Source organism: Phyllobacterium sp. P30BS-XVII (assembly GCF_014138335.1).
In the GTDB taxonomy this organism is placed as follows: domain Bacteria; phylum Pseudomonadota; class Alphaproteobacteria; order Rhizobiales; family Rhizobiaceae; genus Phyllobacterium; species Phyllobacterium meliloti.
Window position 1 is genome coordinate 179,841 of sequence record NZ_JACGXO010000007.1, and the last position, 25,007, is coordinate 204,847.

The 25,007-nt window shown below is 51.6% G+C and carries 21 protein-coding genes and 2 pseudogenes; 7 read left to right on the forward strand and 16 right to left on the reverse strand.

Going from position 1 to position 25,007, the window contains the following annotated elements; all coding sequences use genetic code 11:
* Positions 1 to 99: 99 nt before the first annotated feature.
* The 8 genes and pseudogenes from FHW17_RS19340 to FHW17_RS19375 all read right to left on the reverse strand — a co-directional run.
* Positions 100 to 711, reverse strand: a pseudogene (locus FHW17_RS19340) (ISKra4 family transposase); the annotation flags it as partial.
* A 25-nt stretch (positions 712 to 736) separates the two neighbouring features.
* Positions 737 to 2,137 (reverse strand): ISKra4 family transposase, encoded by a 1,401-nt coding sequence (locus tag FHW17_RS19345; protein ID WP_113095705.1) that lies wholly within the window; start codon positions 2,135 to 2,137, stop codon positions 737 to 739.
* Between the two features lie 113 nt (positions 2,138 to 2,250).
* Positions 2,251 to 2,943: a plasmid pRiA4b ORF-3 family protein gene (locus FHW17_RS19350; protein ID WP_348643760.1), complete on the reverse strand. Its 693-nt coding sequence runs from the start codon at positions 2,941 to 2,943 to the stop codon at positions 2,251 to 2,253.
* A gap of 199 nt (positions 2,944 to 3,142) precedes the next feature.
* On the reverse strand, positions 3,143 to 3,814 hold the full coding sequence (locus FHW17_RS19355; protein ID WP_162700423.1) for a tetratricopeptide repeat protein: 672 nt from the start codon (positions 3,812 to 3,814) through the stop codon (positions 3,143 to 3,145).
* 61 nt (positions 3,815 to 3,875) lie between these two features.
* On the reverse strand, positions 3,876 to 5,186 hold the full coding sequence (locus tag FHW17_RS19360; RefSeq protein ID WP_112528473.1) for a hypothetical protein: 1,311 nt from the start codon (positions 5,184 to 5,186) through the stop codon (positions 3,876 to 3,878).
* A gap of 32 nt (positions 5,187 to 5,218) precedes the next feature.
* The gene (locus tag FHW17_RS19365) at positions 5,219 to 6,238 is read right to left on the reverse strand and encodes a DUF4123 domain-containing protein (protein WP_182510599.1); all 1,020 of its coding nucleotides are present in this window, start codon (positions 6,236 to 6,238) and stop codon (positions 5,219 to 5,221) included.
* Positions 6,231 to 8,333, reverse strand: a complete 2,103-nt coding sequence (gene tssI, locus FHW17_RS19370; protein WP_112528477.1) for a type VI secretion system tip protein TssI/VgrG — start codon at positions 8,331 to 8,333, stop codon at positions 6,231 to 6,233. Before tssI ends, FHW17_RS19365 begins: the two co-directional genes overlap by 8 nt.
* Positions 8,334 to 8,931: 598 nt before the next feature.
* The gene (locus FHW17_RS19375) at positions 8,932 to 9,861 is read right to left on the reverse strand and encodes a hypothetical protein (RefSeq protein WP_162700422.1); all 930 of its coding nucleotides are present in this window, start codon (positions 9,859 to 9,861) and stop codon (positions 8,932 to 8,934) included.
* Between the two features lie 450 nt (positions 9,862 to 10,311).
* Here FHW17_RS19375 and FHW17_RS19380 point away from each other — a divergent pair, with 450 nt between their 5' ends.
* On the forward strand, positions 10,312 to 10,686 hold the full coding sequence (locus tag FHW17_RS19380; RefSeq protein WP_112528481.1) for a hypothetical protein: 375 nt from the start codon (positions 10,312 to 10,314) through the stop codon (positions 10,684 to 10,686).
* 177 nt (positions 10,687 to 10,863) lie between these two features.
* On the opposite strand, the gene FHW17_RS19385 is transcribed toward FHW17_RS19380, so the two are convergent.
* Positions 10,864 to 11,757, reverse strand: coding sequence for a LysR family transcriptional regulator (locus tag FHW17_RS19385; RefSeq protein WP_112528483.1), 894 nt, complete (start codon positions 11,755 to 11,757; stop codon positions 10,864 to 10,866).
* A 140-nt stretch (positions 11,758 to 11,897) separates the two neighbouring features.
* Here FHW17_RS19385 and FHW17_RS19390 point away from each other — a divergent pair, with 140 nt between their 5' ends.
* Complete coding sequence (locus FHW17_RS19390; RefSeq protein WP_112528485.1) at positions 11,898 to 12,671, forward strand: SDR family oxidoreductase; 774 nt, start codon at positions 11,898 to 11,900, stop codon at positions 12,669 to 12,671.
* Positions 12,672 to 12,989: 318 nt separating this feature from the next.
* Complete coding sequence (locus FHW17_RS19395; protein WP_348643761.1) at positions 12,990 to 13,115, forward strand: WGR domain-containing protein; 126 nt, start codon at positions 12,990 to 12,992, stop codon at positions 13,113 to 13,115.
* A 222-nt stretch (positions 13,116 to 13,337) separates the two neighbouring features.
* On the opposite strand, the gene FHW17_RS19400 is transcribed toward FHW17_RS19395, so the two are convergent.
* From FHW17_RS19400 to FHW17_RS19415, 4 genes are all read right to left on the reverse strand, one after another.
* Entirely contained in the window at positions 13,338 to 14,282 is a 945-nt protein-coding gene (locus tag FHW17_RS19400) for an amidohydrolase family protein (protein WP_182510600.1), read from the reverse strand.
* Between the two features lie 21 nt (positions 14,283 to 14,303).
* Positions 14,304 to 14,723, reverse strand: a complete 420-nt coding sequence (locus FHW17_RS19405) for a DoxX family protein (protein WP_348643762.1) — start codon at positions 14,721 to 14,723, stop codon at positions 14,304 to 14,306.
* A gap of 59 nt (positions 14,724 to 14,782) precedes the next feature.
* Positions 14,783 to 16,639 (reverse strand): CocE/NonD family hydrolase, encoded by a 1,857-nt coding sequence (locus FHW17_RS19410; RefSeq protein WP_182510601.1) that lies wholly within the window; start codon positions 16,637 to 16,639, stop codon positions 14,783 to 14,785.
* A 160-nt stretch (positions 16,640 to 16,799) separates the two neighbouring features.
* Complete coding sequence (locus tag FHW17_RS19415; RefSeq protein ID WP_182510602.1) at positions 16,800 to 17,690, reverse strand: LysR family transcriptional regulator; 891 nt, start codon at positions 17,688 to 17,690, stop codon at positions 16,800 to 16,802.
* Between the two features lie 135 nt (positions 17,691 to 17,825).
* Between FHW17_RS19415 and FHW17_RS19420 the strand changes: the two genes are divergently transcribed.
* Entirely contained in the window at positions 17,826 to 19,280 is a 1,455-nt protein-coding gene (locus tag FHW17_RS19420) for an MFS transporter (protein ID WP_182510603.1), read from the forward strand.
* 233 nt (positions 19,281 to 19,513) lie between these two features.
* Here the strand turns inward: FHW17_RS19420 and FHW17_RS19425 are convergent, their stop codons facing one another.
* A complete protein-coding gene (locus FHW17_RS19425; protein WP_182510604.1) occupies positions 19,514 to 19,825 on the reverse strand; it encodes a YdeI/OmpD-associated family protein in 312 nt (103 codons plus the stop codon).
* A 182-nt stretch (positions 19,826 to 20,007) separates the two neighbouring features.
* On the opposite strand from FHW17_RS19425, the pseudogene FHW17_RS19430 reads away from it, so the two are divergent.
* Both FHW17_RS19430 and FHW17_RS19435 read left to right on the forward strand, forming a co-directional pair.
* Positions 20,008 to 20,287, forward strand: a pseudogene (locus FHW17_RS19430) (alpha/beta hydrolase); the annotation flags it as partial.
* A gap of 141 nt (positions 20,288 to 20,428) precedes the next feature.
* Entirely contained in the window at positions 20,429 to 21,046 is a 618-nt protein-coding gene (locus FHW17_RS19435; protein ID WP_182510605.1) for a GyrI-like domain-containing protein, read from the forward strand.
* Between the two features lie 306 nt (positions 21,047 to 21,352).
* On the opposite strand, the gene FHW17_RS19440 is transcribed toward FHW17_RS19435, so the two are convergent.
* Both FHW17_RS19440 and FHW17_RS19445 read right to left on the reverse strand, forming a co-directional pair.
* Positions 21,353 to 22,780: an APC family permease gene (locus FHW17_RS19440; RefSeq protein ID WP_210275963.1), complete on the reverse strand. Its 1,428-nt coding sequence runs from the start codon at positions 22,778 to 22,780 to the stop codon at positions 21,353 to 21,355.
* Positions 22,781 to 22,835: 55 nt separating this feature from the next.
* Entirely contained in the window at positions 22,836 to 23,873 is a 1,038-nt protein-coding gene (locus FHW17_RS19445; protein ID WP_348643763.1) for a P1 family peptidase, read from the reverse strand.
* Positions 23,874 to 24,087: 214 nt separating this feature from the next.
* Between FHW17_RS19445 and FHW17_RS19450 the strand changes: the two genes are divergently transcribed.
* Positions 24,088 to 24,882 (forward strand): helix-turn-helix transcriptional regulator, encoded by a 795-nt coding sequence (locus FHW17_RS19450; RefSeq protein ID WP_182510607.1) that lies wholly within the window; start codon positions 24,088 to 24,090, stop codon positions 24,880 to 24,882.
* The last annotated feature ends 125 nt before the right edge of the window (positions 24,883 to 25,007 follow it).

Here is a 25,007-nt window from a genome sequence, read left to right on the forward strand (position 1 = left end):
GAGCCGCTTCATACTGCGCGCCACAATACCCAAGGGTGATGCACCGGATTGCAGGATATCGCCCCCTTTATTGGAGACCATGAGGAATTGTGGGGCAGTTCAGGCTGTCAGCCGCTTTTCGTTCCGATCGTAATTGTCGTTTGCCATGCCGGGGTACCATTCCTCAAATGTCGATCTGAGCGAACCGTCCAGGGTTTTTGTTCTGGTTTGTAGCAGAAGGTGCGCTCCACGCTTAGTCCATTGCATCTGTTGTTTCTTCGCGAAACGCTTGCTGATGACCGCGTTCACAGTCGCCTCGATGAAGGCAGACGATATCCGCTCGCCAGCACGAAAGCGTTCCCCATAATTGATCAGGCTGCTTTTGTTGGCAGCAATATAGACTCGAAAGTCACCAATTGCCGTTATGAACTTGCGCATATTGGGATAGTCCGTCTCGAGGCATCCGGCGTCAAAGCACATCCCTTCGATATCTTCGCTCGCACGATAGATGTTGCCATGCCAGAGGTACCATTTGATCCTTTCGAGATTGTCGAACATTTCGGCACCTGCCTTGCGGTCATGGCTCTGAAGCCCCTGAGCAAACTGGCGCATGACTGTAATGCGCATGGTGATATGAAACCAGTTGAGCACATGCTCGCCGCACGGACTAATCGCCTCGGCGAGTGAACGAACTTCCTCGCCGCCATCAGTGATGAAGGTAATGTCCTGGTTGGGGACCGTATAAAGTTGTGGGGCATCACGCGGCCACTTTGCGACGCCGGTTCTGATCGGTGTGGTTTGCCATACCCGGATACCAACCCTCGAAGGTCGATCTAAGCGATCCGTCAAGTGTCTTTGTCCGCGCCTGCAATAGCAGATGCGCGCCCCGCCTGGTCCATTGCATCTGTTGTTTTTTGGCGAAACGCTTGCTGATAACGGTGTTCACCGTCGCTTCGACAAAGGCAGAGGATATCCGCTCGCCAGCACGATAGCGTTCGCCGTAGTTGATCAAGCTGCTTTTATTGCCAGTGATGTAGGCGCGAAATTCGCCGATCGCCGTTGTGAACTTACGCATGTTCGGATAGGCGGTATCCAGGCATTCGGCATCGAAGAACAGGCCGTCGATTTCATCACCGGCGCGATAGGTATTGCCATGCCAGAGGTACCACTTGATCCTTTCAAGATTGTCGAGCATCTCAGTACCTTCTTGGTTGTTATGGTTCTGAAGTCCTTGTGCGAATTGGTTCAGGACAGTGATACGCATGGTAATGTGAAACCAGTCGAGTACATGCTCGCTACACGGGCTGATTGTCTGGGCAAGCGAACGAACCTCGTCGCCGCCATCGGTGATGAACGTGATATCCTGGTTGGGCTGTACACCTTGTTTCTTGAGGTGGTCCAGCACGCGGCGCTGTGGCTTTCGGTCATGGCCATGGACAAAGCCGAGATAGCGAGGATCACGATCTTCAGGCATGGACCGGCCGACGATAATTTCGAAGTTTCGTTTCCTGTCACACCAGTCACGCACGTACCCGCCGTCAAAACCCACAACGACGCGGCCTTCAGGACTAGGCAAGTTCTCCCAGTCACGAGCGCAACGATCTTGCATAAAAGAGCTGCGGTCTTCAGTGAGTTCCTCCTCCAGTCGTTCAGCAACACGCAATACGTGGTGCCTGACGGTCATGGCACTATTGCCGCTGCTGATGGGAAGCACGTCTGCCATGAGATCTGCAGCTGCTGCGTATGGCACGAGTGAAGCCCACCGCGTTTCGAGAAAGAGGCGCTCGGGAGCAATGCTGTTGGGGATCAGCTGTCTCAAAGGGGAAATTGTTGTCGGCATGTTCGTGCCTCGCGTAACCGGCAGATAAAACCGCGGGCTCTTCAGCCTGACATCGCCAAACAAGGTGTGAAAGGTAATAGGATAGCTTCCCTTGCGGCGCAGATGACATCCGTCGAGGATACCTTTGTCTCTGAGCCAGAGATCCACCTGCGTTTCCACCATGTGCTGCTGAAGCTTGGCCAACAGCGCTTTGCCTTCCAACAGGGACAGACCAAGATCTTCTGCGCCCTTGGTCTTTTTGTTAAGATCCGCTACCTGATTCATGGCAATCAGTTCGCCGTTGTCGTCAATGATTTCCAGGATTATTCGCGCACGCATGCCTTGTTCTGCTTCTCATGAGTTTTTCGGCCGATTTCGCCGAGAAGCATATTGGAGTTGATGAGTTAGCAATCAGGAAACCCACTGCTTCATGCTCATGCAGAAAAGATCATTTACAACTGCTGATGCATAAGCATCAAGTGATCGCCCTGTCGAAAACGGCCATTCACTGACTTGCGTTCGAATGGAATGCCCAGCATGGAAACCCTGCCATTCAAACGATCTACCAGAGCTTTGATTTCTTCAACCTGTTGCTTGTCTTTCACTATTTCGAAGTTACCTTGAAAAACCAGCTCATTGACCATCTCTGCGGCTTCTGCCAAATCCTCGTATGCTTCGTAATCAAATGCTGAATCCGTTTGGCTCATGAAGGCAAACGGACCACCACAATCTTCCGGCGGGCAATTGCCACTACCTGCAGTGCAATAGGGATAATTCCTGCGCGGATCTGGCGATAATCGAGCTTCAAGTCGAACCTCGTGTTCCCACGGGATATTGAGATCATATTCGTACCGAAAGCGAATACCCTTACGCAACTGCAACTCGTCGAGCGTCACGTCTGGAGATTTCGCACTCAGTTCCCACGAGCCAAATCGACTGGCCCGCAGCCCAAATTGAAACAGATGAATATTTTCCCAACCCATGGCAACCAGGAACACACCATGCAATTCCCGTAGCGTCATATTGACTGGCACCTGCACGCGCCGCCAAATCATAGGGCTCACGTCTTTCAGCCATATCCTAAACTGCAGGATTTCCTCTTCCGCAATTGAGGCACCTGATTCCGATTCTGTTATATCTGACACGGGTGGGTCTCAAAGAGGTCAACTTGGCACGCTGGTATTTAGACAATAACCATCATTCAGTCACCAACTGCCCCACAACTTTATACGGTCCCTTGGACAGACTGTGGACTACAGACCCGCTCGTTATTTCCTCTCGTTCCGAGTAAATATTTTATTTGGCAAAATAAGAATGAAAACGGCTAAACAAACGACGACTACTTCACTCTGCCTTTTCATTATCGTCAGCAGAGTCCTTCGCTCTTTGCAGCCACTTATCTGCTTCTCCCTTACTTTTTTTAATGCCATTCCCGTCTTTATACATACCAGCAATTGTTGTCTGAGCGTCGACACGGCCCTGTTCTGCCGCTTTTAGAATCCATTTCGCAGCCTCCACTGGGTCTTTCGGTACACCTTCACCATCAAGATACATCACGCCCAAGTAATACTGTGACTCAGCATCTCCTTGAGAAGCAGCTTTCAGATACCATTTTGCGGATTCTTCCAAACTGATATCGACACCTTGTCCTTCGTGATACATTTCCCCGATTGCCTTTTGTGCTTTGAGATTACCGAGGTTGGCAGCCTTAAGAAACCATTTAAAGGCCATGGCATCATCTTTAGATGTGCCTGTGCCCTGAGAAAAAAATACACCGACATAGTACTGTGCCGTTGGATTGCCTTGCTCTGCCGCCTTCTCATACCATTCAAGTGCCTGCACGTAATCTTCCGGAACGCCGTTACCAGAATACAATCGTGTTCCCAACTCCAGTTGGGCACTCGCATCTCCCTGCTTGGCACGTAGTTGCACCTCGCTTAGGTTCCCGCTGTCATATTTTCCAGCTTCGCTAATCTCAAATGCCAAAACAGCTGAGATCGAAAGGGAAAATGCCATGCCAATCATCGCTAACGGCAGACATAGTGTCCATCGATTCCGTGACATTTATTTATGTCTCCTAATCAAGATCAACATGCTCCCACGGCGTCCGGTTTTGTGGCTGATAGTCCCTGATACTCATTTTCTGCGGTGCGTAATTGCCGTTTAGAAATACATCGGCTTCGTCATCTCGCCTGTTGGGAACAGCTGTGCGAGCAAGATTACGAATCCGATCGTCGCCAGTATAATGGTATCTCCCGCGATTAAGCCATTCAGCGTAATTCCCACCCGGATTCCATTCTTGTCCGTTTTTCTTTTTCCCAGTTTTATCAATAATTCCTGGACCTCTATTATAAGCAACATCTGATAACGCATCGTATTCGTTCTTATAAAGCGGTACATGAATAACTTTTTCTACATTTTTCCGATGCTCTGGATACGTCTTGTTCTTGAATAAATCGATCGCATCTTGATCAGTTATACCGTTGACATATTTCATTTCTTCCATTGCATTAGTCAGATCCTTGCCCTTAAGCCCTGTCGCGGGGCCAACAGCAGATACAATGTTATCAACCGTCACCGGTTGACCGTTATCTCTTAAATACTGGACTGTCTGATCAACCTTCGTTTGATCCATGACGAACGCTTTTTCGTGTACCAGTTTACCAATACCTATCGTGACGTTTCCTGTAGCAGCACCGTCACTATCATACTCATTGCGCCGCAATGCTTCTCTGGATGCGGTAAAGTCCTCGCCATCCTTTGTAATCGCCCATGGCTTCCATAGGCGTTTAGTGGTGACTTTCTCGATCTTTTCCTCGGCAATCGGCGCAATGGCATAGGGGATATTCCCTAAAGGTGCTTCGTCATATGCGTTTTCGGCTTCAGACTGGTCTTCTGGATAACCATCGCTCTTGTTTCGATGCCCTAAATAAAGATAAATCGTCTCAGCGGGATTGGCTGTGAAATACCGCTCGGTCAGCCCATTCTCGTCGGTTGCACCTGCATAAATATCGCCGGACAACTTGTATTTGACCGTGTAATACATCCCCTTGGATTTATTGCCGGTCCCTTTGTTGCAAAGATTGCCGTTGGCGTCCTTGACTTCAAAAGCGACGCTATACGGCTGGTTTTTATCACACGTTGCACAAGGCTTGGCCGTGCCTGTTTTCAGACTCTGCTGGCCTGCCACAACGATGCCCCTCGCTTGTTGGGGCGTAAAACTCCCGGCCTCGCTGGCATTCTTGGCGAAAAACAGCGATGGACTGGGATAAGCAGCATTTCCTCCAAGCCCGCCCGCTCCAGAGAATATATCCGGTTGACCCGTAAGAAAATCCGGGCGCATGGATGCCTGTGTATAGCCAGGAACAGAAGGGGGCTTATCGGTCATTCATCGACTCGCTTCTATGGTGGACTGATTATTCACTTTGCCGTCTTGTTGGTCATGTCGGACAGATTATCCATTAATTTGTAAATCTTATCATCCGGAGTTCCGTCCTCCGGGTGACCTTGCAGATATTCACGGGTGAACGGTCGTCTTGCGATTTCACTCTCGCTGTTAAGCATCAGCCATGCCCAGTAACCAATTGCCCGCTCGTCCTTCAGCCCAAAACTTTCACCGTTCTTCTCGCTGGCTGTCACGAACTGCAACAGTTCGCGGTCATTCATACCGGCTGTAGCCTGTGGATCATTGTCTCGCAGGAATTGGGCGATCCGCATATGCGAAGCATCACTGCGAACCTGTTGAAGTTCGGCAATTTGCAGGGGATCGATCCGCAACGGACCGCGCGGCGCAATCGGTAGCGCTTCCGGTCGTGGTGCAGAACGGGAACCTCCATAATCGGGTGCATACATCATGATGTGACTGGCAGGACCGAACAGACGGGCAAACTGAGCTTCATCGAGGAGCGGCAACAGTGCGACCAGAACACTCGGATCCCAATGCCGGAACAGAACGCTTTCCTCACTGGCTGCTAGTGACACACCATCCTCTTTTGCGGGCAGCGGTTCATAGCCTGGAATCGCATCCGATGGGATCATAACCATGTTGATAGTCCGCAAATGCCGGTGTAGCGCATCTTCGCCGGAGGGACATGACCAGAAAACCATGGAATCCATCTCGCCCGACAGACTGTAGAGACAGTAAAGGTCTTCTTTCCCATCAACAGGTACAAGCCAGCCACCTGCCCGCTCGACTTCCACATCTGCATGTTCCAGGAATAGCGAACGACCGGATAAGCCCATATGGTCTAACTGCCTTGGCAAATCTCCATAACGACCGCCATCGACAACCGCAAAGATTGGTTTTGGCATGTCGAGAACATCGCTGAACAGCTGCTTCAGCTGCGCCGGCAAGGGCATTTCTTCAAACGTCGCTGTCCCGGCGGACTCACTGTCTTCGGTACTCTCAATAGTGCCTCTCGCCACAGTATCGCTATTCATCCGAACCTGCCTTGACGAAGGCTGGACCCTGCGCCGACATCTTCTTCAGGCACTGCGAGGGTGGCACTGGAGCCTTCCCCGGAACAAGCGCCGGGGAATAGAGAACCGGCCCTGGCCCTATGGTCAATTGTGCTCCACCACCCTTGGCAATCGTCATTTGCGGAGCAGAGATAATGATAGTGCCACCCTTGTCCATTTCAAGGCGCGCATCGCCCACCTTTACGCGGAAGGTATCGCCTGCCTTGATTTCAAACACCTTGCCGGCCTCGATGGAAATGTTTTCGCCCGCCAGATAATTCAAGTTCTTACCAATATTCTCCTGCTTATTAGCGCCAACGACTACCAGTTGATCCATACCCACAAAGGTAGATTTAAAAACGCCCACCTGTTCACTCGAAACCTGGCCCACCGTACGCGAAAAGCCTGAGCCAACCGAAAGCGTTTTGTTGATGCCGATCGTCTCGGTGTGATTGCTGCCAATACTGATCGACTTGTTGCGCCCGACATCTTCCGATTGGTCGTTCCCCACATTTTTTGAACGGTCATGCAGAATGTCTATGTTCATGTCCTTCTGACCGTGAATGTAGATTTCTTCCTTTTCCTTTTCATCCTCAAATGAAAGCTCGTTGAAACCTTGTCCCTTGTGAGTGTTGGTACGGAATACGGACTTTGTCTTATGCTCCGGTAGCGTATACGGGACCTTGGTGCTCGGATTGGGCACTATACCTGTCACGACGGGGCGGTCGGGATCGCCTTCGAGATATGTAACCATGACTTCCATGCCGACGCGTGGAATGATTTGTGATCCGAAGGTGCTTCCAGCCCATGATTGCATGACGCGGATCCAGCAGGTGTCGGAACCGTCTTTTTTGGCGCGGTTGCGCTGCCACGGGAACCAGACCTTGATCCGCCCGTATTCGTCCGGATGGATTTCCTCTCCCGGGGGGCCTGCAACGATGGCAACTTGCGAACCATCAACGCGTGGGTTGGGCGTATGACGATGCGGCGTTGCGGGCAGCCGGCTGGGAAGCGCGATGAATGAATTGCTGTAATCCAGTTCACCGTCCTGCACCGTCTCGTAGGAATGATCGACTATATGATGGACAATCGCGGTGACCACATACTCTTCAAAGACATGATCGGCGTGTGCTACTTCATAGGGCTTGAAACGCCGTCCTGCAGCCAGTGTTCTGACGGTCGAATGTCCTTCGATCTTCTCGTGGTCTGCTTCGACCGCCTGCATGCGCAATTTTGAGGCTTGATCATTGGTGGATTGGTCTAGGGCCTTTGATGGATAGTGAAAAAGCTCGTACTCGGCATTCTTCGGCAGTGACACAAGGGAGGGAGTCGTTGCCCCTTGCGGGCCCTTGGGCATTTCAAAATTCCAATCACCTCCGGCGCGCTTTCCCGGCGTGAATTGATAATCTCTGGCAAACTCGCTGATGTGATTCCTGTCGGTTGAGCCTGCCGCAAACCTGACATCGGTTTCTGGCCCTTTCGTATAGCCATAGGGATGACTGGCCATGTGAAGGGTATGTTCACCATCCTTGTGCTCAAACCAGTAGAACAGACCATCATATTCCAAACGCCGGGTTAGGTAAGCAAGGTCCGTTTCATTCCATTGCACGGAATAATGGATTGGGACCGGAGGCGTCACAACACCGCCGGTAACGGCTGCCTTAATCCCATGTTCGGACAGGAGAGTTTCAGCGACCTGAAGTGTTGTCATATCCATCCAGATGCGGCAGTCCGAGCGCTGGGACAGCAGCCAAAATTGCGGGCGGATGGTCAGTTTGTAGGAGCGAAGTCCTCGGGAAACAGGCGGGCCTTCCCGAAACCCCGTTATAAGTCCGTTCCATGGTCGGCGCTCGCCATAGGCGATCTCAAGGGAAACATCAGCCAACGTGCCAACGAGTTCTTCGGGCCTGATGTCGGTTTGCTTGGATTTGACGTCAATTCCGATCACGAACAAGCCGTTGATCTCTTCGTGAATATCCATCTTTTCAGCAAGAAGAACATCTGTACCAAGCGACGTCGAGATGCGAAGAATGCGATCAGCCTGAATCAAACCAGCGTCCGAGAACTCATATTCCATGCACACCTCAACATAGTTCAAGTCTAGGTCAACACTCTTTCGATTGTTTTTAGGTTGTCGGGAAAGCTACGTCGAGTGTTAAATCCGCTATAGTTCAATCAATTATAAAAGATCACTATCAATGGGAACAAATGTCGTTTCATTGACCTAATTGTTCTCTGCGCGCCCGGGCAATGTCTTATCAATTGAAGCAGTTAATGTGCTTTGGTGTAGCCGAACTCAAAGGGCAAACGGTAAAGGACAGATGTCAGTGCTCGACTACATGCGTTTCGTACTAAAATTTTCTTGCATTTACCCGGGGCGTCCACAGATGTTCAGAGGCCATAATAGAGCCAGTTTTTTATCAAATTAAGTGCAAATCCGAATCTAACCGCCGATTTCTTACGATTAAGTGCCGTGCGACAGCAGCGCAAATTGCCAGCAATGATCTTGTGGTCTGTGCTACGATCGAGTTTGATCAGATGGCAAGACAACCCGTAGCCACAAGGAACCAAATACCCGTCGCGCTGGCATCCGAAAGCCGTTTTTGGGAAGCATAACACAGCATTTACGCTATAAAATCCGAACCGGTTTTTACGATGCAATGATAGTGACCCTGTCAAAACGCCGGAACTTGAGCAGTTGCAGCGTCCTTGCGCAACTCTTTGAGTGCGGCGAACATCCATTGCCCGACTTCAGCTGAACCAACTTTGTCCTGCTGTAAGGTTACATTCGTGCGGCCTGCGGCACGATAAGCATCATTCCCCTGACGAGCTAGGTGATCTGATATCACCAGACTGGCGGTGGCAGGATTGGTCATGGCCAAAACACGAAGTGTAGGGTTTTGCACAATTGGCTTTCCGAGATTTATGTTTTCAGCCTCGTTGATATGACCATCCGGGTCTGCCTTGAGCCAGGGAACCCCGCCCATGCCCCCATGGGTGCAATAGAAAAATCTTTCCCGATAGGCCGTGGCATCGCGATAGACCTTGGTGCCATAGCTGCCAAAGCTGTTGCGTGAATTGCTTCGCGGATCGCGACGGGCATGGAAACAGTAGCGGACATTTCTGGGAATAAAACTGGGGGTAATCAGCACTGCCCTATCGACCGCATCGAACAGGAAAAGACCGTGCACGGGTATGCCCCTGTCCTGCAGGAGATCACATACTTTGACGACCGCCGCACCACCCCGACTATAACCAGCGAGAAAAATCCGCTTAGGCTTCTCAGCTCTCTGGTCATAAAGCTTATGGACATATTCGAAGGCAGCAAAGGCCAGATTGGCTGTTCCGATACCATCTATACTTGGGCCGCGCCGGTAAAATTTCGCTGGCGTGTCCCATTCCCGAAACATGCGGTTGACGAAGCTGTTCTGAAATTCCAGCTGATACTGGCGGTCGTTAAATACCCCCGTCCCGTCAACGCCCGCGAAAATATCCGTTGCGGCATTAACCGCCGCAATTTCCGCCTGCCGTCGCTGCTCACCTTCAATTTTGGCAATTTGCCCGCTAACATAGCTGCTCATGCTCGCAGGGAATGGACTTTGCATTGCCGCACCTCTTTGAGAAGTATCACAAGATAGTCTACACTTTGATATCTCACGCATATGACATAATTACTGTCAATGATCACAATGGATACTCACATCTTCATGGCGAAGTTCCGATCAGATCGCGGTACCGTCTCGAACAGAACTTTCCTGCCATGTCCGAACGAACGCTCGGCTCAGCAAGAGGACACAAGCCCGTAAAATCGCAAATGCAAAGTATCGCTTCAATTGAATGACGGTGCCTACAAAGTGATAAGAAAATTATCAGTCGCTCGCGCTGCGGACGTCTTGGAGCCTTCATTTGCGAATGTTGATACTACCGATTATGCAGTTTTGGTACAGCATGCTGGCAGCTTCGAACCAACAGAGCCATACCTCCGTTTAGAAGTGCAAAATTGAGCGTGACACACCCTCTGTGGCCGAAACCTAAGTTGCCCCGATGAGACGTACATGGAGCAGATCGATCTTGGCGCGGCCGTACATCTGTCTCTTAATGGGTTTGGTGATCAGGCCCTCGGTCTGATCATTCGACCACAGGGAGATGATCGCGTTGCGAACCGCTGCGATGTCCTTTTCGACGCCGTTGGCAAACGATCCGACGAGGCTATCCTTGGCTGCTTTAGACCACCAACAAAGTTGGCGGCCCCCGTTTTACTGGATCATCTGCTGAAAGTCGTCGATCAGCGCTCGCGCGATGACGAGGTCAGGAAGTTGCTCTCGATTGCAGCGATGAGTACTGCCTATGATTTGGACAGGTTATCACGCGCCAGTCTCATAGGTCTGGCGATGTTTCGTGCTGAAGACGTGCGGGCATGTATACTTTGATCAGGTTTGAGCAAGGCGCCTGCGCCGTACCTATTCAAAGACGACGCCGATCTGACCACAAAAGTGTTTCTTACGTATTTCGCGCCAGAGTGCCGAAGCATCGCGCGCGCCTTGGCCCTAGTGGTCGTCAAGCCAGGCTAAGGGGTCAAAGTTCATTGCTGATTGATAATCTGCTAGTCAATCGGCTTGAAGGAGTGTCTCGAGCCAATCAGCAAACACTTCGAGGCGACGCGTCAGAAAATGGCGATGTGGATAAAGCAGGGTCATTGGCATGGAACGGGCGCGATATGCTGACATGACCTCAACAAGTTCGCCTGCATCAATATGAACCTTTACATCGAAGGCCGGTATTTGGATCAATCCGGAACCGGCCAGGCAACAGGCAATGTAAGCTTCAGCATTATTAACGGTAACCCGGCTGCGCATGGATAAGGTGTGCAGCTTTCCTTTATCTTCCCATTCCCACCCTGTTGTACGGCCTGTCGAAGGGGAAGCGTAGTTTACGGCCCAATGAGTGCTGAGTTCATCAGGTGAAGCGGGGACACCATAGCGCGCCAGATATTCGGGGCTCGCAACATTCATGAGTGGTAGTTCTCCGAAATTGCGAGCAATGAAGTTTGAGTCAGGCAGAAATCCAACCCGTAGAGCACAATCGACGTTGTCTCCTATAAGATCGACAGTGCGATCGCTGACGCCAAGATCAATATCAATCTGCGGATATTGATCCAGAAACCGTGGGAGCGCTGGAGCGATAATCAATCGGCCAATCCGCCCTGGAACATCGATCCTAAGTCTACCAGTCGGTTGGGTGGAGGCGTGTCGGAAAAGATTCTCCGTCGCGTCCATGTCGGCAATCATCTGCTGGCAGCGTGCATAGAAGGCAAGCCCTTCTTGAGTGGGCGAAACCTTGCGGGTTGTTCGATAGAGAAGTCTGGCGTCGACGCGTCCTTCGAGTTCCAAAACGGCAGCCGAAATAGAAGATCGCGGAATATCCAGCGTATCAGCGGCGCGGGTGAAGCTCGAACACTCAACAACCCTGCAAAAGATGCGGAATAAATCAATGCGATCCAATTGATAAACACCTCCGATTGTATGCCTACACTGACAAGTGATGTCAGATTTGTCGACTTTATCCCATCAATCTAAGCGATATCGTTGTCTACGGGAAGCGACTGCATTGTGTAGCGTTTTAAATCAAGGAGCCTTCATTCATGGCCGATCATAGTATTAAAGGTAAAACCGTAATCATCGCCGGAGGAGCAAAGAATCTCGGTGGGCTTATCGCACGTGACCTTGCCAAGCACGGCGCAAGGGCAATAGCCATTCATTACAACAGTGCAGCGACGAAAGCTGATGCGGAAGCAACATTGGCGGCAGTGAAGGCAGCGGGTGCTGAGGCAATTGCATTTCAGGCAGATCTGACCACTGCAGATGCCGTGGAAAAGCTCTTTTGCGATGTCGTGGCTGCTATTGGCCGCCCGGATATTGCCATCAATACCGTTGGCAAGGTCCTGAAAAAACCACTCCTCGAGATATCGGAAGCAGAATATGATCAATCGAGCGCGGTGAATGCAAAAGCGGCCTTCTTTTTTCTTAAAGAGGCAGGAAAACATGTCAATGACAATGGCAAGATCTGTACACTCGTAACGTCACTCCTGGGTGCGTTCACACCGTTTTATGCCGCTTATGCGGGTACAAAGGCACCCGTAGAACACTTTACCCGGGCCGCTTCCAAGGAGTTCGGGGCGCGTGGGATTTCAGTGACGGCAATCGGACCAGGCCCGATGGACACACCATTCTTCTATCCTGCGGAGGGGGCAGATGCCGTCGCCTACCATAAATCAGCCGCAGCATTGTCAAAATTCACCAAAACTGGTCTGACCGATATTCAAGACATTGTTCCGTATATTCGGTTCATGGTTTCGGAGGGATGGTGGATGACTGGTCAAACCATTCTGGTCAATGGCGGTTACACAACGAAGTAGGGCGACCATCTTGAGCAAATGGGCAGTCCGGTAATTGTGTCCATGAATCCAGAAAGTTATCGTGTTGCGAAAGCTTGCAAGTCTTCGGTTTGACTTGCCGATAGTTGCTTCGCAGCGCGACATTCCCATCAAAGATTTGAATCGATGAAGCTCTACAGATTCAAATTTGTCATTGGACGATTGCTTCTAAAATCAGGATCCTTGAGGGCATGTCTGACAGCCCATAATCATTCCATGTCACGCGTTGTGATCCCGATCGCAACATGGCGCGATATTATAGCCTGATCATGCAGCCAACCCTTTTTGGAGATATCGCTCGTGCGCAACTGGGGGAGAATTGGCACAAGAGGACAACAGAAGGTCGACACGTTTTCCAACTCTTCCGCATTACAGAAAGCCTTTGAAAGGCTAGCACAACAGAAATGCCGTAAAGGCAATAAGTAAGCTTCCTTTGTAAATGCCGCTAAGAGCCAGTTTCAGCTAATTTCGATTAGAGACAATAATTCCTCAATCGTTCGACATCCCTTTTGAAATCAAGGATTTACAATCATCATCTTAAAGAAAGTCCGACCGAGAGCCATACAATCGACAATGAACTCGGGGGATGCCATTCAAATCACAGGACGGGATTTGTGGAACTTAACCAGAGATTCGTGAACCTTCCCTTCAAAGCAGATCAAAGAGTTTCGCAGCATTGCTATCAAGAATTGCCTTACGATCCTTCTCCGATAAATCTGCCCGTTTGATGTAACCAACAGTCGTTTCAAAGAGTTCTGCCGGCTGAAACGGAAAGTCGGTACCAAAGACCAATCGATCAACGCCGAAAGAATCTATCGCGGCCCGCAAGGCCGGAACATGGTCATGTCCAACTGTGTCATACCACATGCGTTGGGCAGCCAAGCTTGGCCTTTCCGGTTTGTCTGGTGCTTCCCAGACGACATGTTGATCAACTCTTTCGAGCACCATGGGTAAAAGCCCGCCGAAATGCGGAATAAGAATCTTCATGTCCGGATAGCGTTTGGGAATGCCTTTAAGGATCAGTTGCATCGCGGCCACTGTGTCTTCGACAGGTGCGCCGATGGACCATGTCAGATGATAATCTGTTATCAGCGGCGAATGGGCACCATGGCCAGCCGGATGAACAGAAAGGACACGTCGCCGACGATTGAGTTCCTGATAAAGCAGCTCGAACATGTCGCTGGCAATCGAGCGGCCGAGAACCGATGTGGTAATACACACACCGAGCATGCCGAGCTGAGAGATTGCCCGGTCAAGTTCAGTAAGTGATGCTTCGATGTGAGGCAGGGGGAGCGAAGCTATGGCCCTAAACCGATTGGGGTATCGCTGCACAAGTGCAGCATATTCGTCATTGATATACCGCGCCGCGTTCACAGCGGTTTCCTCATCTTCAAAATGAGGTGACAGAGGGGTTGCAGTCAGGATCTGCAAATCAATACCCACTGAGTCAAGCATGGCAAACCTGACATCAAGCTCGCCTTTGGTGACACCAGCGCCAAGTTGTCGATAGGCAGCCACTTCACTTATACCCAAGCCTTCAAGCCTATCCAGATATTCCGCACTCCAGGCGTGCGCATGAACATCGACCCGCATGATCATTCTCCAATTCCAATTTTAAGAACGTGTGGTTGCCTCACCGCGCGCAGCGAGAATTGATACCAGGATGAGTCCACCAATCATGCCGATATGCTCTTCTGCAGTGTATAGGGTGACAACCGATTGATGTCCTTCCATTGCCCAAAAGCGATGTACAAGGAGTATAGTGAGGGCATTGAATATCCCGAGAGCACCTGCTCCCAGCCAAACCCACCGCCCGGAGACAATCAGAGCTGAGCCGGCAAGATGTACAATGATGGTTGCAAGATTAAAGGCGGCGCCGGGTAGAAAGCCAAAGTGCTCCATCTCCGCAACGCCCCCGGAAAAATCAAATAATTTCATCAGGCCGTTGCTCCAGAATGGTAGCGTGAGCAAAACACGGGCAACAAACGATGTCGTACGCGACATCAGGATCGTGCGGATAATTTCTTCACCCACGACAAGCTCCTTTATGTTTCATGAATTCGGTGCCGAACCCGCAGTGATATTTCGGCGCCTTATGGCCTGTCTTTTTCGGTAATGGGTTTTGGCATGACCGACACAACCAGCCTCGACGGATTGGCCGCGTCATGCAAAATGCGTTGTTGCGCGACGACAGCGGTACCCGCCCCCTGAAGGTTCCCATTGTTCATGTTGCGATCGTAATGCGGGAAATTAGAGCTGGATATTTCCAGCGCGATGCGGTGCCCGCGCCGAAAAACTGACGATGTCGGACCAAGATCAATCGCATATTGATAGATCTTGCCGGGCTCTATCTGCGCACGGCGCTCAAGGGAGTCACGCAGACTGGCACGGATGATACCATTCGCAATATTGTAGACTTTGCCATCGGGATAGATATCGACAAGCTTGGCGGTAAAATCCGTATCGATAGCTGATGAACTTGCATGAAGCACGACTTGTACCGGACCTGTTGCTTCCATATCCCGCTCCAACGGCGGTGTTGCATAGACAAGCACATCGGCACGTTCCTCAACGTTCGCCTGATCCATCGGACCGATCGGGGCACCATCAGGAGAACAGCAGGAGTGCCCGCCAACGCTCGGCACTGGGTTGGAAGGATCATAACGGTATTCATCGGAAGCCTGTACCTCCGGCTGTTTTTCGGTCGTCAGTAGACCATTGCCAAACCGCGTATTGGCCTGTCCCCGGCTCTGAAGATAGAACGAAACAGTCTGTGCCTCCGCCGGAGGCCAACTGTCTGCCTCACGCCAACGATTGGCTCCCATGACAAATATGCGAACCGGTTTTTCAGCTTCAATTCCGTTCGCCTCGCCTTTCAACCAATAGTTGAACCAACGCAATTGCAGCTCATCAATCGGATTGGAGGCTTCAGCTCCAAAATCCAGTTCGCCAACTTTCTGCTGCCATGGCATGTGGCTCCAGGGTCCAATGATCAAACGCTGTCCTGAACGCGCCACGTCTGACGAGCCTTTTTCATGCATGCCCGCGAAGTTCTCCACCCCGCCCCGCAGGAACACGTCATACCAGCCAGCAAGATTCAAAGCGGGAACAGCAATTTCCGTATAGCGCGCGCGTATGCTCCAGGCTTTCCAATAGGAATCCCAGGTGTTGTGGGTAATCCAGTCACTATAATATGGGGCAATCTCGCCCTCATGTTTTGATGCAGGCAAGAGACGCGAAACGGGTAGCTGCGCATAAACGGATGGAAGCTGGCGCATGGCCGATTGAATATCATTCAGCGCACTCTGATCACCCAGTCGCCGCGACGCGGAGAGCGCCACGGAAGAAAGGGGCCACGACTGTACAAATGCCTGCGACAGTGCCCCGCCTTCGTAGGTCCAGCCATTGTAGTAATCCGATCCGGTCTGTGCCGGTGCAATGGCTACCAGATGCGGCGGCTGTTCTGCAGCCGCAAGCCACTGCGTAGCACCCACATAGGAAAACCCGTACATCCCGACTTTGCCATTCGAGCCGGGCAATGCCGCTGCCCATTCCACACTGTCATACCCGTCAGAACCTTCGTGCCGAAATGGGTAAAAACTGCCTTCGGACTTGAACTGGCCCCTGATATCTTGGATAGCAACGATATAGCAATGCGATGCATAGGCTTCCGGCCGCGCATATACGATTGATTGCGCATCGCTTTTATTATAGGGCAGCCGCATCAGCAGGACGGGATAATTACCCGGATTTGTCGGGCGGTAGACGTCAGCAAGCAGCATCGTTCCATCACGCATAACAGCCGGGACATCGTACTCCACCTTCACGTCGCAAGCGCCATTCGGCAAGGCTGACCAAGCCGGATTTGCAGCCATGATTATCGCGGATATGGACACTATGGCCGCAAGAACAGCGTGAGAAATAGGGCGCGGCGTGCTCAGTTGATACATCTCAAACTCCTGACGATACGAACAGAACAACGTTATTCTGCAGGTATCGCCACGCGCACGTCCATCTGCCAAAATTGCAGGATGGCCATTCAAAAACGTATAGCGCACTTTGGTCGCACGGCTAGTTTGTCTGATTTCTCACAATACTGATCCGGCAGCGTTACCCGGGACTGAGCACTGGTGCCAGCAGCTTGAATTCACGCGCGGCAAAGTCGAGCAAGGCACGAATACGGGGATTATCGCGCATATCAGCATGAACGCCCATCTGAATGGTTTGCACGGGCTCTGGCTGATGTGTTTCAATGCGCATCAAGGTTTGTTTCTGGTCTGCTATATATCTTGGCAATACGCCCATCGCTATCCCTGCCTCCGTTGCCGCGATATGCGACTGAACAGAGTTCGTCCGCAGCAAGGTGTGTGCTCTGGGCGCGAGCGCAGCAAGCCAATCCCGATAGCACACACGTCCGGCTGCTTCATGCAACATGATAATGGAATGACCTGCACAGCCTGCCGCTATATCGGGGTGCCCCACGCGTTCGAGATAATCATGTGATGCATATAAACCGTACGAAACTTCGGCCACCTTGCGAACAATCAGATCCTCCTGCTCGAATTTCCCAAACCGGAATGCAATGTCGGCTTCATGGCGCGACAAATTGAAAACCCGCGTTTCGTTGAGCATCTCTATCGACACGAGAGGATGCTGCGCTGCGAACCGGGCAATGATTGGCACTGTCAGAAAATCCGCTAGCCAATCTAGACTTGTCACAACAATAGCCCCTTCCAGACCCGTATCGCGCGAGGCTATTCGCCGCTCAATGGAGAGCGCGCCTTCCTCCATCATGGACAGACCGTCAAAAAGCGCAGCACCCAGCGTGGTTGGCTTCAATCCTTCCGTGCTTCGGTCAAAGAGACTAACCCCCATTTTTCGCTCAAAGCTCTCCAACCTGCGTCCCACCGTGGGCTGGCTGACACCGGTCGAGCGGGCCGCCGCACTCAGTGAACCATGACGGGCAACGGCCAAGGCCAATTTCAAGTCGTCCCAATCCATATGTTCCTCCTGAAGTTTGAGGGGAGACATGCAGAATTGTATAGGGGCGCTACAAAATTGTTGGATGTCAAGTGTTGGATTGCCGGGCTAACGGTTGGCCGAGCATATCGTGCAATTACCCTCACGGAGCAAAGAATGTCCAAGTCAACCGAAACACAACGGAGCGCCACGCCAGAGAAAAGCCACATGGCACTCGTTATGGCACTTCTCGCCTTCGCTCATTTGATCATCTCGATCGACTATACGATCGTTTTCGTGGCCCTTCCCGAAATCGGTGAAAGTCTTGGCTTCTCGGCTCAATCCCAGCAATGGATAATCAGCGCCTTTGTCGTCCCCTATGGCGGTCTGCTTATGCTCGGCGGGCGCGCAAGCGACTTGCTTGGACGACGGCGCATGTTCATTCTCGGATTGCTGTTGTTTGCGATAGCATCCCTTGCCGGTGGTCTTGCCGGGAACTCCACGGTTTTGATTGCCGCTCGCGCCATACAGGGCGTCGGCGGCGCATTTCTGTTCCCCGCAACACTCTCGCTGATCAACACACTCTTTCATGAGGGGCCGCAGCGAAATCGGGCTATTGCCATATGGGCGGGCGTCGGCGGTAGCGGCATGGCCTTGGGAGCGCTGCTCGGTGGTGTTCTTACAGAAGCGTGGGGTTGGCGCGCAATATTCTTTGTCGTCGTTCCCCTCTCCTGCATCGGGATTGTATTCTCCCTGATCCTGATCCATCCCGACAGACACTCTACCCAAGCAAGGAGCTTTGACCTGCCGGGCGCTTTGACTGCAACGGCTACAATAACGCTTCTCGTTTTCGGGCTCGTTCAAGGCCCCGAATCCGGTTGGAACTCAATCGAGATACTCACCAGCCTGACTGCGGCAGCCGTCCTTATCATCATTTTCTTTGCAGTCGAATATCGAAGCCGTGATCCGCTCCTGCCACTGCATCTGCTCAAGAACCATAATCTGACGACGGGAATTGCAACCATCCTCCTATACACAATAACGTTCGGATCTGTGTTGTACTTCCTGACAATTCATTTTCAGGTTGTCTTGCAATACAGCGCCCTGCAAACAGGATTGGCCTATCTCGTTCCCTACACTGCTATCTTCTTTGGCTCATCGATTGGCGGCACTCTCGCTTCGCGCCTTGGCGTACGCACATCGCTTATAGGCAGCCTCGTTATTGGGCTGGCCGGGACGCTCATGTACAGCGCCGTGTTGTCATCACAGAGTACATTCCTCGCTCTGCTCCCCTCCCTGTTGATCCTCAGTTTGGGAATGGGTGCTACGTTCACGATCATGTTTGCCGCTGTGGCAACAGGTATTATTCAACGAGAACAGGGCATCGCGTCTGGATTAGCCTCAACTGCTCAGCAAATCGGATATGCGCTTGGGCTGGCAATCCTCGTGCCGATCGCGAACACACCCGTTGGCAATCTCGCCGGAGATCTTCGCTTGGCGGCAACGGCCAATGGGTTGCGTACCGTAGTACTCCTTATCTGTCTGGGAATATTTCTTATGATCATCGTGGCATTTAATTTTCGCCAACATAAAGCCACGCAGACCGTTCGTGCAAAAGTCGATGATACCTGAACCCCTACATTGTAAGATCACATTGCTAGGAAACCTGTTGGTGACGAAAAATCATCGATCGTCGGTGCGCACTCAAAACGTCAACCCATTATCTGTTTTGAACGGCTGCTTTGCGCCCCCAATCCAGCCGTTTAACCTGCTGCACAAACTCCTAAAAGCCGTCGGTGGCCTTGTGCAGTGCCTGGCCGCTTCTTTCTGAAAAGCAGGAAAAGGGGACATTCGCTCAGGTCAGTTTACCTGTTCTTCGCCTGCTGATCAATCAAGACTGCCTGTTGCCATCGACTTGGGACCTTGTCAGTGCGATGAATGCAGCCTACCCAGCAGCAGGGGCGTTTCTTGCCCTCCAACAATTCGTCGCAGGTTCGCTCAATGCGACGCTGGCGCGTGTTTGGTTGTTTCGCGTCATCCACCCAGCAGATGAACTCATTCCGACCGAGTGGCGTCAGATTTTCCCACAACACAAAGACTTTCGGATCCGATCGCAAGGCTGCTTGAAGGTCTTCGCGTGCTTCGTGGACAGTGCCATGTGGAAAAGCGTTCGTCATGCAACCTCCAAACAATTTGGCCGACAAGCCGAGTTCACCAACTCCGGCATAGAATGGCTGTTTCAGAGTTTGGCCGTTGAACGATAGAATGTCCACCTTGAAGTCGGTAGCTGAACGACAGCTATTCAGTGGAAGCGACCCAAAAGCTGTCGGTCCGCTTCCGGCCCCCTTTCGGTCATTCGATGTCGCCGCCCCATGAAGGGCTTGTAATGGGTGTGACGCAGAAGGCGCCGCTTGCCAGCACTTTTTGGTAATGAGATCAGCAATCCGGCGTGGAAGTCCAAAAACAGCTGGTATCAGATTTCCAGTGATGACCACATGATCCATCCGGCCAATCAGGAATTCATGTCTGGCCGCCTCGGCGCCAAGAAGATCATCACGCTGAAAGCCAGCCATGCTTCGCTGGCTTCAAAGCCGATTGAAGTTGCAGCATTCATCGATGAGGCTGCAAAATATCAGTGATATTAGGAGATCATCCATTGTCATCTAAGAAAAGCCGATCCGCCTTCGACACCTGAATTAAGACTTCAGTGGGTAATTCTGATACGCATAATGGGATGGATCGACCGTAGATCAATTATAAGGTTGGCATTGGAGGTAAAGGTGGAAAAGATCGATTTCAAAAGGACTTTCAAGGCCCTCTATAACCCTTCCCCCGATGCGTTCGTCTCGGTCGAAGTGCCGTTAATGCAGTTTGTCAAAGTGGATGGTGAAGGCGATCCAAATACCGCTCCAGCTTACCGCTCTGCCATCGAATGGCTCTATGGCGTTAGCTACGCCATGAAGTTTGCTGCGAAGGTTGAGCTCGGAAAAGATTATGTAGTGCCTCCACTTGAAGGATTGTGGTGGGCCGATGATCCAAGAAACTTTGTCAATCGCGAAAAAGATCGATGGAACTGGACAATGATGATTATGGCCCCCGACTTCATTACCCTCAATATATTTCACAGCGCGGTAGAGAAGATCGCCAAGAAGCTTGGCCAAAATCCAAAGAGTCTGCGCCTTGAATCGTACGAAGAAGGATTATCGCTCCAGACTTTGCATTTGGGAAGTTATGATGATGAAGGACCAGTCTTAGCGCGACTTCATGATGAGGTGATGCCAAAGGAAAAAATGGACTTCAACGGACAGCACCACGAGATTTATCTCAGCGATCCCCGTAAAACTGCGCCATCCAAACTCAGGACAGTCCTGCGTCAGCCGGTCAAACCTAAAGGGTAAAGCTCTAGGGTGGACTGCTAACTTTCCGATAAGATCACTTTTAGCGGCCGTTGTTTCGGCCAATCTGTGATCCAGCTATGTATTCCTGAAGTCTCGACATAACGTCTGCTATGTTCCTGCTCGATAACGCGCTCGCACAGAACATTGTTTCCAGCCATGCGCATGTTTCAGGAAATGCTTGACTATACGGGTGCGTAATTATCACCGGCTCTACCGCTGAACATGCACCCCATTCACATAATGCCCAAACAACAGGTCCGATTGTCCTGCCGTTGTCTTCCGTCCCACAAAGTTCAGAGATATGCTCTAGGTAAGCGAGCGTTGGCCACGTACAAATCCAACAGCAAATGCCATAACTGGGGTAACAGCTAATACAATACTCACTCCCAGACTGCCGCCGGTGATGAGGGTAAAGTTGGATACGACCAGCCAAAGGCAGTCGAGTAATCCAAATACGGCCAGGACCGGCGCGATGCGGGTTGACCAAAGCCTACCAATTATCAGCTCTTGTCGCCCGTTGAAAAACATAAGAACCGCGACTGATGTCGTAAGCATCAAAATGATCATGCCCATCGTAGCCACCCCGGCCATCGAGCCGAATACTCCAACCAATGGATCAAGCTTGAGCAGCGCGAAAATCGCCACGATAATAATTGCGGTTACTGTCTGTATCAATGATGAGAATGAGGGAGATTTATGCTTTGCATGGACGATTCCCAACCTGGTTGGTAGCAGGCCTTTTTGTGCCAGGACGTGCTGATAACGCGCAATGACGTTATGAAACGATAGCACACAGGCGAACAGACTACTCAACAACAATGCATTGACCACATCGCGTCCAATGTGTCCCAAAGAATGGAGCGTCTGGTCGAGTAGCAAATTTGCTTTTCCGGCGAGGGTAGCTTCCGCCACGGCTTTTACATTGTCAACACCCACGCCCACTACAAGCGCCCAAGCGGACAGCGCATAGAATCCTCCGATGATTATAACTGACAAATAGGTAGCACGGGGAATAGTGATCTCCGGGTTCCGCGCTTCATCGCGAAAGATTGCCGTAGCCTCAAAACCGATAAAACCAGTTAAGGCGAACAGCACTGCAATCCCCAAGGATCCTGACATTATGGCATCGGGAGTAAACGATGTGATGTTCAGTCCGGCATTGCCGCCGTTGACCACAATCATCAGGTCCATCAACACTACAATGGCGACTTCCAGGACCAATGCCAGCCCGAGGACCTTTGCGCTGAGGTGAATGTGCCTGTATCCGAGTAGAGCAACACAGCCCAGGGCCACAAATGAATAGACAGGCCACGGCACATCGGGTCCACCATAGAAGCGCATTGTGTCATTTGCTGCCCAACCGAGATAGCCGTAAATGCCAACCTGAATTGCTGTGTAGGCAAGAAGTGCAACAGCAGCTATTCCCATGCCGCAACGATCACCCAAACCGTCAGTCACATAAGAAAAGAAGGCCCCAGCCTCTTTGACGTGAGGCGTCATCGCAACGAACCCGACCGAGAAAAGCAATAGGACAGCTGCGGCAATCAGGAAGCCGACGGGTGCCCCAGCACCGTTACCCAGACCGATGGCCAAGGGTACATTTCCGCCGATCACGGTCAAGGGGGCGGCAGCGGCCAACACCATGAATACAATGGCGCCAACTCCCAGATTGCCTTGTAAAGAATGTTCGCTTTTTTTCTGTGAGACTTGAAGGGATGACATGGGGGTCGTCATTCGTAACTCCTTATCTATTTGCCAGCCTTATGTGATCTAATGGTTTCCTGTTGCGTCAGACGAACGAGCGGGCAGCTATCAGTTGTTTGAGCTGATCCGTGTCCATAGCGTTGACGACCCGGCCGCGCTTGCCAGTCATCGTCTCTGCCGCACATAAAGCGTTTAATATAGCCTCATCGACGCAGGAAACTGTCGCCAGAAAGAACGCATCCATTTCGGCGTCACCCAACGCTCGCAAGCTGATTTCGGCCGCCATGGGAACTTCACCGGGATCATTCGCCGTGGACAGAGCCAGAAAAATATCGCCTGAACCGTTGCCGGACGGTGTTCCTGAGCGTCCCATGCCGATACTGATACGTTTGGCGATACGGTTTAACTGAGTGGGCGTCAGTGGCGCGTCGGTCGCCAGAACGATGATGATGGAGCCCTGTTCTCTCTCGTAAGCCCGACCTTCTGGCATTGCCAATCCAACTGGAACGCCGCACACCTCGAGCCACGGCCGAAGCCCATGGTTTGCCTGTACAATCACACCAAGACTGAACTGACCCGCTCGCGTTTCAACAATTCGAGAAGAAGTGCCTGTCCCGCCTTTGAATTCGTAACAGATCATTCCTGTACCGCCCCCGACATTTCCTTCGCGGACGGGCCCGCCAACCGCGTTGTCGATAGCATCCAGGACATTCTGCTCACTAACGTGCAAGCCTGCTATGTCGTTTAGCCAGCCATCGAACGTCTCGCCAATGATAGGAAGAGGCCATTGCGACTCGCCCATCTTTTCAGGAAACTCGCGGATAAGCCAACGCACCGCGCCGTGATGCGCCATGCCTAGCGAGCATGTGTTCGTAATGAGTATGGGTCCATTGAACCAGCCCGCTTCGTTGATCCAATGACAACCTGTCAACTCGCCGTTGCCATTCATGGCGAAGGTCCCTGCCCAGCAAGGATGAAGTAGATGCGAACGTTCTCGCGGCAGGATGGCCGTGACACCCGTGCGCACGGCATGTTCGCCGTCGCCTTGTATCAGCGTTGTCATTCCGACGCTGACACCGGGAACATCAGTGATGGCATTGAGCGGCCCCGTATTGCCCTTCAACGGCAATCCAAGTCCGCGTGCTCGCTTGCGTCCATTCGGTGACACGACACTGGGGTCGTGGTCCGGCACTGTGCTCATACACCCTCTCCATTTCTTAGTGTGCCGGCTTAAGCCTGCATTATAGTTTTTGTGATAATGACTTGATCGATGCGGATTGCCATTCCCCGAATGTGGTATTTTACACACCGTGCGATACCCTCAGAGGGTTAGGACAATGCATTTCACCGAAGAAGATTTCGCGTTCCATCAACGTCTCGGCCATCTGCTGGAGCTAACAGAGAGCGAAGGCTTTTGGCCGGCCTTTGCCGCTTTTTTGCGTGAGAGTGTGGGGTTCGAATCCTGGGTGGTATTAATCTTCCGCAAGACCCATTCCCCTCTTCTTGTGCAAGAAGGCGACACGGACGATATCGAAGACGAACTTTTCGGCAACTATCTGCGTACCTTCTTTACTGATGATCCGTTCTATCGATTTGCAATGGGACCCTTTTCATCGGGAGTTTATCGATTGGACGAGGTCGCTTATCCGCAGTTCCGGTTGTCGACCTACTTTCACGACTATTTCCGGCATAATGTAGTAGGAGACGAAATACAGCTTCTCACCTCGTTCAAGGAAGGTAATGAGAGCCGTGGAGTGTTGTCTTTGTCACTCGGATCGCGCCAACGTTTTTCGGCTCGCGATTATGGCCTGCTTGCAATCATCAGCCCCTGGGTCCTGCCGCTGCTTCGACTTGCGACGCGTTACACTCTGGGCGACATACGCATGCCTGCGGATCAATCGACCCGCTCCAATATAGAAAAAAAGCTGCGTGAGTTAGTTGAGCCACGTTTGACCGAACGAGAAATACAAACAGCTCAGCTGCTTCTTTCCGGCCAGAGCACCAAAGGAATTGCAGCGCATATGGGTATTTCCCCGGAAACTGCCAAAGTCCATCGGCGCAACCTCTATGAAAAGCTTAGCATCACCAGTCAGGCGGAGATTTTTGCCCGCTTCTCAAGCTTCGATGGATGATCGTAAGCGGTACTTCAATTCCCTTGGCCTGAAAGAACCATAACACGTTGCAACTCCTGCCCCGGTTATCAATCCGGAACGCGCTCCAATCTCGGCTGCTGGACATTTCGCTTTGTTTTATTATT

Bases quoted from the DNA above. Each gene is read 5' to 3' on its own strand.
- FHW17_RS19345 (WP_113095705.1), bottom strand. From the start codon at position 2,137: ATGCGTGCGCGAATAATCCTGGAAATCATTGACGACAACGGCGAACTG.
- FHW17_RS19355 (WP_162700423.1), bottom strand. From the start codon at position 3,814: ATGGCATTTTCCCTTTCGATCTCAGCTGTTTTGGCATTTGAGATTAGC.
- FHW17_RS19360 (WP_112528473.1), bottom strand. From the start codon at position 5,186: ATGACCGATAAGCCCCCTTCTGTTCCTGGCTATACACAGGCATCCATG.
- FHW17_RS19365 (WP_182510599.1), bottom strand. From the start codon at position 6,238: ATGAATAGCGATACTGTGGCGAGAGGCACTATTGAGAGTACCGAAGAC.
- tssI (WP_112528477.1), bottom strand. From the start codon at position 8,333: ATGGAATATGAGTTCTCGGACGCTGGTTTGATTCAGGCTGATCGCATT.
- FHW17_RS19375 (WP_162700422.1), bottom strand. From the start codon at position 9,861: ATGCAAAGTCCATTCCCTGCGAGCATGAGCAGCTATGTTAGCGGGCAA.
- FHW17_RS19380 (WP_112528481.1), top strand. From the start codon at position 10,312: ATGGAGCAGATCGATCTTGGCGCGGCCGTACATCTGTCTCTTAATGGG.
- FHW17_RS19390 (WP_112528485.1), top strand. From the start codon at position 11,898: ATGGCCGATCATAGTATTAAAGGTAAAACCGTAATCATCGCCGGAGGA.
- FHW17_RS19400 (WP_182510600.1), bottom strand. From the start codon at position 14,282: ATGCGGGTCGATGTTCATGCGCACGCCTGGAGTGCGGAATATCTGGAT.
- FHW17_RS19410 (WP_182510601.1), bottom strand. From the start codon at position 16,639: ATGTATCAACTGAGCACGCCGCGCCCTATTTCTCACGCTGTTCTTGCG.
- FHW17_RS19415 (WP_182510602.1), bottom strand. From the start codon at position 17,690: ATGGATTGGGACGACTTGAAATTGGCCTTGGCCGTTGCCCGTCATGGT.
- FHW17_RS19420 (WP_182510603.1), top strand. From the start codon at position 17,826: ATGTCCAAGTCAACCGAAACACAACGGAGCGCCACGCCAGAGAAAAGC.
- FHW17_RS19425 (WP_182510604.1), bottom strand. From the start codon at position 19,825: ATGACGAACGCTTTTCCACATGGCACTGTCCACGAAGCACGCGAAGAC.
- FHW17_RS19440 (WP_210275963.1), bottom strand. From the start codon at position 22,780: ATGACGACCCCCATGTCATCCCTTCAAGTCTCACAGAAAAAAAGCGAA.
- FHW17_RS19450 (WP_182510607.1), top strand. From the start codon at position 24,088: ATGCATTTCACCGAAGAAGATTTCGCGTTCCATCAACGTCTCGGCCAT.